Origin of the sequence: Rhodanobacter sp. 7MK24 (genome assembly GCF_014842995.1) — a bacterium.
Taxonomy (GTDB): Bacteria; Pseudomonadota; Gammaproteobacteria; order Xanthomonadales; family Rhodanobacteraceae; genus Rhodanobacter_A.
In genome coordinates, this window is the sequence record NZ_JACYXL010000005.1 from 1 (window position 1) to 12,664 (window position 12,664).

General features: G+C 57.5%; 8 protein-coding genes and 1 pseudogene. 4 read left to right on the plus strand and 5 right to left on the minus strand.

Annotated features, from left to right (window positions below; all coding sequences use genetic code 11):
- The coding region (locus IHE49_RS10215) for an integrase core domain-containing protein (RefSeq protein ID WP_192157515.1) at positions 1-95 on the plus strand (95 nt) is incomplete at its 5' end.
- Positions 96-140: 45 nt separating this feature from the next.
- Here the strand turns inward: IHE49_RS10215 and IHE49_RS10220 are convergent.
- The 4 genes and pseudogenes from IHE49_RS10220 to IHE49_RS10235 all read right to left on the minus strand — a co-directional run.
- A pseudogene (locus IHE49_RS10220) lies at positions 141-638 on the minus strand (IS3 family transposase); the annotation flags it as partial.
- A 51-nt stretch (positions 639-689) separates the two neighbouring features.
- Complete coding sequence (locus tag IHE49_RS10225) at positions 690-1,517, minus strand: hypothetical protein (RefSeq protein ID WP_192157519.1); 828 nt, start codon at positions 1,515-1,517, stop codon at positions 690-692.
- Positions 1,518-1,566: 49 nt separating this feature from the next.
- Positions 1,567-5,370 carry an anti-phage defense-associated sirtuin Dsr1 gene (dsr1, locus tag IHE49_RS10230; protein ID WP_192157521.1) on the minus strand — a complete coding sequence of 1,268 codons (3,804 nt, stop codon included), beginning with the start codon at positions 5,368-5,370 and terminating at the stop codon, positions 1,567-1,569.
- Positions 5,371-5,479: 109 nt separating this feature from the next.
- Positions 5,480-6,565 (minus strand): site-specific integrase, encoded by a 1,086-nt coding sequence (locus tag IHE49_RS10235; protein WP_192157523.1) that lies wholly within the window; start codon positions 6,563-6,565, stop codon positions 5,480-5,482.
- A gap of 104 nt (positions 6,566-6,669) precedes the next feature.
- Here IHE49_RS10235 and IHE49_RS10240 point away from each other — a divergent pair, with 104 nt between their 5' ends.
- From IHE49_RS10240 to IHE49_RS10250, 3 genes are all read left to right on the plus strand, one after another.
- Positions 6,670-7,554: a DNA-binding protein gene (locus IHE49_RS10240; RefSeq protein ID WP_192157525.1), complete on the plus strand. Its 885-nt coding sequence runs from the start codon at positions 6,670-6,672 to the stop codon at positions 7,552-7,554.
- A gap of 24 nt (positions 7,555-7,578) precedes the next feature.
- A complete protein-coding gene (locus IHE49_RS10245) occupies positions 7,579-8,124 on the plus strand; it encodes a hypothetical protein (RefSeq protein ID WP_192157527.1) in 546 nt (181 codons plus the stop codon).
- A 714-nt stretch (positions 8,125-8,838) separates the two neighbouring features.
- Positions 8,839-9,915, plus strand: a complete 1,077-nt coding sequence (locus tag IHE49_RS10250; protein ID WP_192157529.1) for an oxidoreductase — start codon at positions 8,839-8,841, stop codon at positions 9,913-9,915.
- Positions 9,916-10,044: 129 nt separating this feature from the next.
- Here IHE49_RS10250 and IHE49_RS18660 read toward each other — a convergent pair whose 3' ends face one another.
- Positions 10,045-12,336, minus strand: coding sequence for an EAL domain-containing protein (locus tag IHE49_RS18660; protein WP_192157531.1), 2,292 nt, complete (start codon positions 12,334-12,336; stop codon positions 10,045-10,047).
- Positions 12,337-12,664 lie beyond the last annotated feature (328 nt).

Genomic DNA, 12,664 nt, shown 5'->3' on the forward strand with positions numbered 1-12,664 from the left:
AGATCGAACGCTGGCGCCGGGAGTACAACGAGGAGCGACCGAAGAAGGCGTTGGGCGGGCTGACACCGGCCGCCTACGCGAAGCAGTTAAAGTAACTCCGGACTCTAAACCGACCCGCTACTCAAAGCGGGGGGACGTCGGTATTGCACGCCCTGATCGGAGTGAATCACCACGCCGGCTTCGGGACGTCGCCGCCAAATCGCCATCAACAACGCATCCATGGCCAACTCGCGCGCCAGGCTCGATTTCATCGACCAACCGATGACTGCGCGCGAATACAAGTCGATGACCACGGCCAGATACAGCCAACCTTCGGCCGTTCGTAGGTACGTGATGTCGGTGACCCATGCTCGATCAGGATGCGCCACGTTGAACTGGCGTTGCAGCCGACTGGGCGCGACGACTGCCGGCTTGCCGCCCTTGTAACGACGACGAAGCGGAGAACGTACGGAACGAAGACCATGTTTGCGCATCAATCGCTCCACACGCTTGCGACTGATGTGTTCACCGACCTCGGTCAAGTCACAATGCACGTTGCGGCTGCCGTACACACCGCCTGACGCAAGGTAAGACTCTTCGATGTGCACCATCAGGCGAGCATCTTCCTTGGCGCGTGCTGACAGCGGTTGCTTCAACCATCGGGGGCGTACCACGGAGGAGGGAATTAAGCGACGTCGTATTCACATCGGTTACTCATTGACAGCCCACCCGGCGTCTTGAAGTAAAAAGGCAAGCGCACTGATCGCCAGCTCTGCATCAAGGCGGGAGACAGGTCGGGTGCCATGACTGGCGGCAGCATTGGCTTTAGCGCGACTATGCAGCTTATTGATCAGATCACCCGCATCGGCAAGTGCATCCTTTTTTTCGGTGCCTAGATACTTCACTAACTTGCCAAGATCGTTCTTACCGCTCTGGATTGAAGCGGGATACATGGCGCTGATTACATGGGAGGCGGCATTCCGGCAGGCATCGATCACGGACTGAGAGGCTTGCACCGATGCTGCCTCAACCACGACATTGAGCGAACTCACGACATCATGCCTATTGGACTCTGGTATCCCTTCAAGTATTAGCTCGGGAAGCACACCGAACAGTGTCTTCGACTTGAGCGTGAGAAAGTGCCCTTCGAGGCCGATCCGTTCCGATAGAACAACAATCCAGCGGGAACCGCTACCTTTCTCCCCAAGCTCGATTTCCGTTCCCGGTGGAATTTGAGTGTCCGCAGTCTTGTAAGCGCGATTCACATTGAAGACATTCGCGGGGTTGCTCAATTCTCGGTTGGGGAAACGCGCTACGCAATTCGCATCCCAACCATTACGTAGGTCTCTTTGGAATACTCGGCCACGTCGAATTCGCGTCGCTGAATTGAAATAGTCTTCGTGAAACAATAATTCTTGACCGGGCGCTCCTTCAGCTACGGAAAGAGGAAGAATCATGGGATTGCCCTGGATTCGTCGCAGCCACGATTCGCTCCCTTCATACCAAAGCCCCTGTGCCTCGGCAATGAACTGAATCATATTGACTCCTTCTCGCCTTTAAGTGCACGTGAAATTGAGTTCATTCATATCACTGTATTTTGCGACGCTCGAGATATTCCAACAGAGATCGATAGCGGAAATCAGTATTAGCGCTTGGCCAAGCGTTACCGATGGCAGACAGACAACTCTGCAAATTCATCGGAGCCCATTGCTTCTCCTCAATTATCGCATGCAACAAAATTAGAGCATCGCGCGGATACTGATCGCATAAATTCGATTGACTCAGAAGCAGAACAACGTGATCGGGATGATCTAAAGGTTTTAGCCACGCCTGAACCACACTTAGAACGTCGGGGAAGGCATTCCCTGCTGTAATTGCAAGCTGTGCCAATTGATCAGCAATGGCGGGGGACTCATAGGCAACAGATTTCGGCCAGACTCCCTGCCAATATGGCTTAATTCTGTTTGCCCAAAAGATCTCGCGCTGCTCTCCCGCGCCACTTAGCGCGCCGACAAGCGCCCGTGCTGCTTGTATCAAACCTTCTGGAGGCAACTTTTCAGTGGCGCTCTGAAGCTCGGAATAGGTGAACGTATCAGCAGAATCGAACGCGGCATAAGTGAGAATGTTGGCGTATTGCCGGCCCCGCTCGCCCAGTTCCGCGTAATGGTTGGCGGTGTCGAGAAATTCTGACTTGAATTTGGCTAAAAGTGGTCTATAGAGCCTTGGTGACCAGAGAAATCCCTCCCATGCGGCTGCTGCTTCAACTTTGGAGCTTTCCCAAGAAAAGTTAGGTAGCAGATACTGCTCAGTCCACGCTTGATCTACGCGGAAGAGTGCGACGACATTCGAGGCCAGAAGTACCCTGGCGCTTAGATATTGCTTGATCGTGATATCACACAAGCTTGAAAAAATTCCCTTTAGTGACGCCGAAAGGCCTTGGCCATCCTCAAGTGTGTCGCGGAACCAGCAATTTAAAAGTGCCTGCGTGACACGGCCAACAGGATGGTTTATTGCATAAGTCATTACTTCCTCTTCAGGAGGCATATCAGGGTAATTCAATGAAAGGACTTGTCGATTTAGACTGAAAAATATTTCGTCTTGACCCAGAAAAACTTTCGATTGTGCCTCAAGCCACCAGGTGAATTCGCCAGAAATTCCAAGCAATACCTCGTCAGGAACCTTTTGCAACACCCTCGCTAAGTAACGCCAGGATCGGCGCAAGAAGATCTCAGCACTCCACACCTGCAACGCATCTCGCCAATAATCAGTAGGCCAACTGTCTTCTTTTCCGAGGGCGCCCAGGGCGCAGGCTGCCAGGGGGAAGTTCTCGCGACAAATATCGCCCCAGTCCGACCGATTAAAAGGCCCCTCAGGGCGAGGGCTCATGAGCCATGTCATAAGCTCGCGACGTCGGCGTGGTGCTCTTTCCAAAACAAACGGAGACTTGAAGTCTGGGTCCCCGGTTCCGCTCATCCAATGCGAGAATTCGTCCCTATCATCTTCCAACTTCCACGTTGGGTGGATGGAACTAATTTCTTGAAAACGCTCGGATGCTGTTTGCCCTAACTCCACACCGCCAGAAATGAGTTTCGCCAGATGTAGCCATATGGTGTGCTCCAAAAGCGCTTGCCATTCTTGCGATTGCAGATCGCTCCTAAACATGTCACGGGGCGGCCCAGCCAAAATGGACGATTCCACTCGAGCTAACTCGGCTGAAGGCAAGTTTGCTGCAAGAAGCACAAGAGCCCGCATTGTTTCGCGCTGCGTTTCGACTGACCATAGCCACCAACTGTTGTCGCTTAACAACCAGTCAACCCATGTGTTAGCTAGGTACTCTTTACACTGTGTCGACGCGAAAAGAGCGAGCCGCTTAAACGCTGGATACGGCTGTAACCACCAATCATGTGCAATTCCTGCGGCCCTAATTGGATTCGTCGCCGCAATTGCCAGCCACGCATCTCTTAGAAGCTCAATAGGTACAACCCAATCACGGAAGCCACGATTTTGCCAATGGGGGCTGATGGATGGTAAGTCCCAATGACTGCGGCTACTCTGTTTATCGGCTTCCCCAAGTTCCTGCATCAGATCGAGTGCGTCGCGCAGTGCGATCTTAAAGTCATCAATGAAATCCGGGAGCACTTCTTGCCAAGCCGGCAATTGCGCCAATTCTTTCGTGACGAGATCGGCATAGTTTGCAGATAGCACGACGTCCCATCCGATGAAATCTTTCAGCTTCCTTGATGCTTCTTCTACGGTCGATTCTCCCCTCCATCTAAATGGTTCACGCAGTAAAAGCTTTGGCGACAAAAGCGTACGCAATTCGTAACGCACGCTGGAAGTTGCACCGTCACGTAAAAAAAGATTTTTCCATCGATAGAAATCAGGTTCGTTTTGTTGTGCCCTCACTCGGTCAGAGAGAACAAGTCGCCACAAAGTACGCATTTCTTTACTTGGGATTGCATTTGCTGCATTTGATCTTATGTTTTCGAGCTCGGTACTATTACCCCCGGTTTCCAGCTTAGAGATGTGATCGAGTTGATGCTCCAGAATTGCTTTCAAGTGACTATGAAGGTGTGCGCCGCGCTTAACGAACCACCACAAAAGGGCGGGGTCATTCAAGTGGCGTGACAGCCACCGCGCGAGGTGGAGCATTACGTCATCCCAAACGCCATCCCTCCTAAAACTCACAACCAGGCTCATCCACGGAGCATGTGTATATGGCGATGGTCTGCTGATGAGGCTAAATGCAAGCTTCTCATCTAATTGTTGTTTGGGAACGACACCGAAGCGTTCCAAATCAGAGTGGCGATATCGCTCGTCGCAAAATGGCTCCAGCCACTCGAGTGAAGGTACCGGATTAAGTTCTGCGAAATGCTTTGCGGGAAGGCCTTTGTTGTCACTTAATGCCCATATTAGGCGCCCTACAAAATCGTCTTGCTTCGTACTAGATAGCGGACGAGCCATTGCATACTGCGCAACAATTTGTTGCTTACCTCGTATTCCGTCACGATACGTTTCTGACCAAGCTTTCAGAGTTTGATGCAGAATCAAATGCTTCTTGTCGTCTGGTGCCACCTCATACAGAATTGGCGTTACGCCCTTGGCCTCCCACTCGATTCGCTTCTCGGCTTGTTCTCCTGGCTTCGTGTCGCCGAAAGCAAAAGCCTGTGGCGTGACTTCGCCAAGCATCCTGTCGGCAGCTAAAGCATCCATCATGTAACGAAGCACGGGATCGTTGATGCTGTAACCCACAAAGCAAACGATGTAGTTTCGGAATAGCTCGCTAACAAATCGCGATGCCCATCGCTCAGTAAGATATGCGAGACCAAAGTCCCCGCTTGATAGCACCAGGCGATTTAATTGGCTTTCCTCAGACGTCTCCGGTAGCAAGCCATGTAAATAGACAACTCCATTCCAACGACTGTTCTTGGGGATTGGAAGAAATGGTGCGGGATAAAGTGGCACCTTGGGCGCTGATTTGCCCATCAAACGAAGGAAGATGCGATCGAAATTCGTTGTCACTAGGCGTACAGCATTGTGTCGATCGTGTGCTAGCTCAAGCAACGCTTTGTGAGTATCAGTTGCGCGCTTGAGTCGAAGGTTTGGTTTCAGAACCCTCATGAGAGCAGTTCTAACTGCATGCCTGCGACCAGGGTATCGTCGCTCAAGTAGATCCAGAGCTGCGTCGTATTGATATTTACCGAACGCCTCCCGTTCGATAGGAAGAAATTCTGTATTGAGCTCTTTATATAGCTTTTCAACTAACCCTTTAAAGTCCGGGAGCCCTGCGGGATATGAGATACCAGCGCCGCAGAAGAAAATAACGCGCCCCTCTTCATGCGCGAGCAAAAGGGCCTCGGGAATGTCAGGACCGTCCTTGATGAACTGCATAGGTTTTGCACGTTCCTTTACGCCACGAGGGCATTGGACACTGAAATGACGGAAGTTAGTCAGTTACGTACAGAACTTGATGGCTCTTGGTGATGTTCAGACGGATTAGTCAGTCCTCAAGCAGTCGTGCCGCTGGATTCTCATCCGCCTGTCCAGACTGAAAATACCCGATCACGCTGGATACGGCGCGGTGCTCGGTCATCGCCATGATCGCCGGCAGCGACACCCCTTGGCGACTTGCCTCGGTCACAAACCCCGAACGCAGGCTGTGTCCACCGAAGTCCCCCTCTAGCGCCGCAAGACGCGCCCGCCGTTGCACGATCTCGCCCACAGCAGCCGGGGACAAAGCCGGACCGACTTTGTGTTTCCACAGCCGCCGAAAGATCGCCCCTTCGGAAATCTCGCTGGCGGCCAGCCACGCCTCAAGCGCGTGAGCGGCGCGCTCGAGAATGGGTTTGTCCGGTGTGGAGGAGGCGGTCACGCCGGCCTGTTGAGTTTTACTGTGCTCCAGCCGATAGATGTAGCCCTGTGGGCCGATGCGACGCAAGTCACGCAGATCCGCGGCAGCGATCTCGCTGCGCCGGCGGCCGCCGCTCGCAAAGCCGAAGCAGAGCAGGGCGCGGTCACGCACCCCTTCGAGCGTGTCATCGCAGGTAGCGAGCATCGCCTCCAGCTCCGCCAACGTAACGGCCGTTTTCTTGTGCGGCCGCTCACCGCGCTTGACCGCCGCGCGTGCAGCGCGGCTTAGGACGGTACGGATGGCCGGCTGTTCACACGGATTGGTTGCATGTTTGAGGCGATGGGCTGTCGACAGCACAGCCACCCGGTGGCGAACCGTGGCCAGTGTCCACGGACCCAGCTTGGCTTTCAGTCCTGCAGCAACCAACGCCTGGTCGACAGCGGGTGGCAATTCCCACGCTAATTCACGTTCGGCCGAGCGCCGCGCCACATGATCGACGACGAACTGCAGCACCGTGGCTTCCGCCACCGGCAGCGTCATGTCAATGCCATAGCGCGCCGCGTGCCATCCCGCCCAGTAACGCAAGGCGCTGGCGTAGCTCCGTGTGGTGTTCGCGGCAGCCGCTTCGGCAAGCAGTTCGTGCACGGCATGGGCGGCTTGCTCGGCCAGCTGGATCGGCAGCGCCAAAGCGGAGGCAGGTTGGGCAAGGACAGGGATAGTGGAATTATCATTCATAATATGTAATATACATTACGAAATAGGGTGTATAGCCACGATAATCATCACTTATCGCGAGTACAAAGCCAAGCGGGCAGGGCGCCGATCGAGGAGACCATTCCATGCGCACAGGCATCACCCAGGACCAGGTCAACGCGGCCGCGGACACGCTGGTCGCCGCCGGCGACAAACCGACCGTGGAAAAAGTGCGCTCGGCCTTGGGCACCGGCTCGCCGAACACGATCACGCGCATGCTGGACACGTGGCGCAATGGGTTGGCGGAGCGCCTGCAGAACGTCCTGCAGCTCCCGGAGCTCCCACCGGAGGCGGGGCAGGCGATGACCGCACTCTGGCAACTGGCCGTCGAGCACGCTGACCGCCTCCTCCAGAGCCGGATGGCCACGGATCGGGCCACGCTCGCGACGAACGAGGCCCGTCTCGCCGAGGAACGGACGCGCTGGGCGGCGACGCTCGCGGAGGCCGAGACGGCCATCGCCCAAGCACGAACACGGCAGGAGCTGGCGGAACACGCCTGCGCCAATCTGGACAGCCAGCTCCGCGATAGCCACGCTCTTCGGGAGGATTTGATCCAGCAGCGGGATCGGTTGCAGGCACTGGTCGATCGGGTAACCAGTGAGTTCGAGGCCCTCCAAGCCGATAAAGCCGCCCGCCTCGCCGCCGCAGAGCAGGAACGGGAGCGCACCATGGCGCACGTCCGTGCCGTCGAGGATCGAGCCCATCAGGAAATCGACCGCGCCCGGCAAGAGACCAAACAATGGCAGCAGCGCCTCGAAGCGGCCGAACGGAGCTATCGTGATGCGGTGCAGGCCCTGGAGGTGCGCTGCGAGGCGCTACAGGAACAGTCGCGAAACGCCGAGAAGGAGGTCGCGCGTCTCTCGGGGCACGTCGCGGCGCTCGAAACGTCGCTGGCCAATGCCAGCGCCCGCCCGAAGGCTAAGCGAGCTCCGCGATCGGCCAGGTCTCCGAAGACCGCCAAGGCCAAGTAACAGACGTGAGGATCATCCACGATCATGAGCGACCGTGAGGGGTACCGTATGGCTGCCGCGACACCCACGCTTGAGGCAATCGCAGCGCGGCTCGCCGGAGGCTTCATCCATCGTCTGACGCCCTTGTTAGGGACGCCGGCGCGCTTAATCTGTCCCTCGGACGGGGCGGAGCAGGCGATTGTCGTCGCGATGACGCGAGCTGCAGCCGTACAGGCGATTCCGGCGGAGGTCATCGACTTGCGGCCGGCGCCTGCCGAGCGATTGGACGCCGTTACGGCGCGACTCGACGGCTGGCAAAGCGAAGCGGCCGATAGTGGTGACCATGTGGTGCAATCACTGCTGATCTTGCTTGGGTTCGACGCCTTCGGCGACGACACGCAGGATGGGCCCACCTATCCGTTCCGATCCAAATTTCAATTCGACCGGAAATTCCTATGGCTATTCGTCGGTCGAGACGCCTCCCGTATGCGGTTCCTGTTCGACAGCTACCGGCGTCCGCTGTACCGCGCAGCAGGCGATATCACCCCTGACGACTGGCAACCAAACGAGTGCAAAGAACCAGTGGTTTGAGTGCACTAACCCTATCTCCTCTTCAGAAGATTGGCGACACGGCTCGACAGATGGAGAGGTGGAGCGCCCTGTACTGCGCCCGGCTCGGCTGATCCACTAGCTCTATTCCTGGGATCTTCGGAAGAGCAAGGGTTTTCCAAGCCTCCTCGTCTGGCGGCCGACTAGTCAGCACGTTAGGTGCTAGACATAACTCGTAGTCGACCGCTTGCCCCTCGTCGTCGAATTTGAGTCGGAACCAGATGCGTAAATAGCCTCCGCTTTTACGCTTCACGATAATCGAAAAGGGAAATGCGGACGATTCCGTCGAAATCGCTTTGTACACTGACCATCTATGAGCGCAGCGGTTGCAACATGAGGACAGTTATCCTCACCAATTGTGGAGAGTTAGCGCGTTGGCTGGGGACACATCAGGGCGTGCAACAATAGGTTTCACTGCGCTGCATTCTCCAGTTAGAGGTTTGTCTGCGCTGCATTCCCCGGTGCAGAACTTCATCTGCGCCATTTGCAGAGGTTAACCGCCGCGGAAGTAGAGGTTTCTCTGCGGAGAACAGTGGTGTCGGCTGCGACGCTTGGCTGGCTTGGGCGGGCCATCTTTGATTTCGCATAATGTATATTATGTAAAATAATGAAACTACCACCAGAGGCTCATCTGCCAGCAGGTCCACTGGCACGCGTGGCCTATCATCGCGGCACCCCTCCGTTTCCGGACCCGCTATGCATGACTCCACCGCTCCGCTGCGTGTGGCCTTGGTCGGTTACGGTTTCGCCGGCAAGACTTTCCACGCACCGCTGATCTGTAGTGTCCCTGGTTTGGTACTGGATACGGTGGTCTCGCGCGATGCCGGCAAGGTCCATGCGGACTTGCCTTACGTCGATGTCGTCGCCGATGCGGCGGCTGCCTTCGTCGACCCGCGGCTGGATCTGGTCGTGATCGCGTCGCCCAACGACACGCATGTGCCGCTGGCGCACGCCGCACTGGAAGCCGGCAAGCATGTGGTGGTCGACAAGCCCTTTGCGCTCGATCTGGCTCAGGCGCGCGAACTCGTTGCCATCGCGGAACGCGAACGGCGCGTGCTGTCGGTATTCCAGAATCGTCGCTGGGATACCGGTTTCCTCGGCGTGCAACAGTTGATGGAGTCCGGCCGGCTGGGCAAGGTCACGCATTTTGAATCGCGTATCGACCGCTTTCGCCCGCAGGTGCGTGCGCGCTGGCGCGAACAGGCGGTCGCAGGCAGTGGGCTCTGGTATGACCTGGGACCACACCTGGTGGATCAGGCGTTGTGCCTGTTTGGCGTGCCTGACCGTGTCCAGGCCAGCCTCGCCATGCAGCGGGATGGTGGCGAAGCCATTGATTGGGCGCATGTGGTCCTCGAGTACGACCAACGACGGGTGATCCTGCATGCCAGCATGCTGGTGGCCGGTGGCAGCCCCCGTTTCATCGTGCACGGCACGCAAGGCAGCGTGGTGAAGCAGAAGATCGATCCGCAGGAGACGCAGTTGCTCGCTGGCATGCGGCCGGGTGATGCAGGCTGGGGCGAGGACACGGACAACCTGCTGCTGTACGACGGCAACGGCCGCGCCGAGCCGCTTGCCCCGCCCCGTGGCGACCAGAGCCGTTACTACGCCGCTTTCCGTGACGCGGTACAAGGGCGCGGCCCCAACCCGGTCCCGCCACGGCAGGCCATTACCGTGATGGCGGTGATCGAAGCGGCGATGATGTCAGCCACGGAAGGGAAATCCGTCGTATTGGAGCTGAGCGCAGCGGAACGCGGTGCGTGGCCAAGCCACTGAGCCTGCGATGCCGTGCCGTACCGCAAGGCGTGGTGCTGCCAGTGCAAACCCTTGTAAGCACCCTCTCTGACTCTCGACTGGACACTCCGTATCCACAACCTGCGCCACTCTGCAGCGTCATTGGGCACGTCATTCGTCTGGACGGATGAGTCCGCTCTGCCCTGTTGCCCAGAGCGCGAAGTCGTCCGGCGACAGTGGCGGTGAAAACAGGTAACCCTGGTACAGGTCACAATTGTGTCGGCGCAAAAAATCTCTTTGTGCTTGCGTCTCTATGCCTTCGGCAACGACCGTCAGTTTCAAGGTCTTGCCGATGTTGATGATGGTTTGCGCGAGGGATTCGGACTTGGCGTTGTCACCGATGCCTTGGACGAAGCTCTTGTCGATCTTGAGCTCCTTGATGGGAAACCGGTGCAGGTAGTTCAGCGACGAATAGCCCGTGCCGAAGTCGTCGATGGCGAGCATGACACCCATCGCGTGGATTTCGTCGATGGATGTCCGGATATCGTCGGTTGCCTCGTCGAACATCACGCGTTCGGTCATCTCCAGGATGAGGTCCCCCGGAGCAAGGCCGTGAGCTTCCAGCGTCCGGGCGACAAAGTCAGGATAGCCCTGCCGTTTGAGATCCATGGCGCATACGTTCACCGAGATGCTTGGCACCTCCAAACCCCCTGCCCGCCACGCGGCAAGCTGGCGGCAGGCCTCGCCAAGCACCCAGGCGTCCAGCTCCGCAATCAGTCCGCTCTCTTCCGCGATGGGGATGAAATAATCCGGCGGAACGAAATCCATCTTGTCGTTGCGCCAGCGGACCAGGGCTTCCGCTCCGTACAGAATGCCCATCGCGTCGACCTTGGGCTGGTAGGCAACGCTGAGCGCCTGTGCCTTGAGGTCATGTTGCAGGGCGATCTCCAGGTCGAGGTGTTCCCTCGCCTTGCGCTCGTATTCCGGCGCATAGAAATGGATCCTGTTGCGGCCGCTGCTTTTGGCCTGGTACATCGCGAGGTCCGCGTTGCGCAGCAGGACATCGGTGTTCTGCCCGTCGTACGGATACATCGCGATGCCGATGCTGGCACTGATCGTGATGCTGGTGTCCTGTTCCGAATCGAGGACAACGGGCTGGCGGATCGTCTGCAGGATGCGTCCGGCGGCATGCATGGCCTTCAGCACGTCGCAGTCCTGCAGAAAGGCCAGGAATTCGTCGCCACCGAGGCGACTGATCGAATCCCCGGTATGGAAATGTTCGCGAAGGCGCTCCGCGATCTTGCGCAGCACTTCATCGCCGACGGCGTGACCTTGGGTGTCGTTCACGCGCTTGAAACGGTCCAGGTCGATGAACAGCGTGGCGAAATTCGAGGCATTCTGTTTCGCGTGCGCGAGTACGCGGCTTGCCTCCCGTTGCAGCTGTATCCGGTTGGGCAGGCCCGTCAACGAATCAAACCTGGCCAGTTGCTGCAGTTGGCGTTCCATTCCAAGCCTTCGATGCAGCAGGCTGGCGAACATCAGCGACAACCAGATGGAAAGCACGTCGATCACCACCGTGACGGCGCCGATGGTGATGGCACGTCTGTGCCACCCAGCGTAGATGTCCTCGGTCGCGAAGCCGACCACGACGATCAGCGGGTATTTGCCGATGTGCTTGAAGCTGTACAACCGTTCCACGTGGTCGAGCACGGCGATATCGACGTAGCTCCCCTGAGCTGACTGGACCAGTGGCGGAAACGAGTGGCCCCCTGCCAGCGTGCTGCCTACGTCGCCTGGATGGTACGGCTGACGCATCAGGACCGTGCCGTCGGTGCGCAACAGCGTGATGGTGCCGTGCTCGCCAAGGATCGCGTCCTTGAACATTTCATGGAAGTAATTGAGGCGAAGCGTGCCGGCGACAATGCCGGCGAACTGCCCATCTTCCTTGTCGAGCCGGAGGCTCAGCGCAATGGTCGGCTGCCTGGAATCCCTGGACCTCGAGATGAAAGGCTTGCTCAGATAGAGGCCAACGTCCTTGTTCTGTTGCTGGACCTGAAAATAGTCCCGGTCGCCTACATTCAATTTCCGCGGCACAGGCGAGCGTGAGTCGAGAATGAAGTTGCCGGCCGCATCGGTCGCGAACAGCGTGCCGAGTTGCTTGGCGTCCCTGATCGTGCCGAACGCCGCGAGTTGCCGGACATCCGGAGGGAGACCGTCGAGCGCAGGCGTCTCGATGCAGGTCTCCACTTCGCGCATGGCAAGTCTGAAGATGTCGAGGTTGCGCTCGGTTTCTTTCTCCAGAGAACTGGCCAGGTTCCCGGTGGCATCGCGTGCTTGTGACATCGCGTCCCGTCGCATCTGATAAAGCGACAAGGCCATCACACTCGTGGTGGCGAGCGTGATGGCGATTCCCGAGATGATGAAAAGGGCCGGTGTCTTCAGAAATGAACCCGGGACTCGCACTGCGCTTCCCCCTTATCCTGGTGTCTGACACCGCAAGGCTGGGCAGGGATTGAGGTGAGCCCGATTCCGTTGGCGGGACAGCTAACCGGTGCCGTATTCGCGGCGGATATCCAGCACGGACGTGGATGCCTCCTCCCCTGGACCAGATTACGAGAAATCCGCACCGCCCGCGCCTACTATTTTCAGATGACGCTACGCTCAGGACTGGCCACTTTCTTTCGGCAGCCAGCTGCGATCGAAGCCGATCGATACCTTGACGGTTGCCCATCGTCGGCCAGGAAGTGTCACTTCAGCGCTGCGGAACCGGCAAGTCGAAAGCGGCCATGCC

What these genes read in the sequence shown, in the direction of transcription:
- dsr1 (WP_192157521.1), bottom strand. Translation starts at nt 5,370, where the DNA reads ATGCAGTTCATCAAGGACGGTCCTGACATTCCCGAGGCCCTTTTGCTC.
- IHE49_RS10225 (WP_192157519.1), bottom strand. Translation starts at nt 1,517, where the DNA reads ATGATTCAGTTCATTGCCGAGGCACAGGGGCTTTGGTATGAAGGGAGC.
- IHE49_RS10250 (WP_192157529.1), top strand. Translation starts at nt 8,839, where the DNA reads ATGCATGACTCCACCGCTCCGCTGCGTGTGGCCTTGGTCGGTTACGGT.
- IHE49_RS10245 (WP_192157527.1), top strand. Translation starts at nt 7,579, where the DNA reads ATGAGCGACCGTGAGGGGTACCGTATGGCTGCCGCGACACCCACGCTT.
- IHE49_RS10235 (WP_192157523.1), bottom strand. Translation starts at nt 6,565, where the DNA reads ATGAATGATAATTCCACTATCCCTGTCCTTGCCCAACCTGCCTCCGCT.
- IHE49_RS10240 (WP_192157525.1), top strand. Translation starts at nt 6,670, where the DNA reads ATGCGCACAGGCATCACCCAGGACCAGGTCAACGCGGCCGCGGACACG.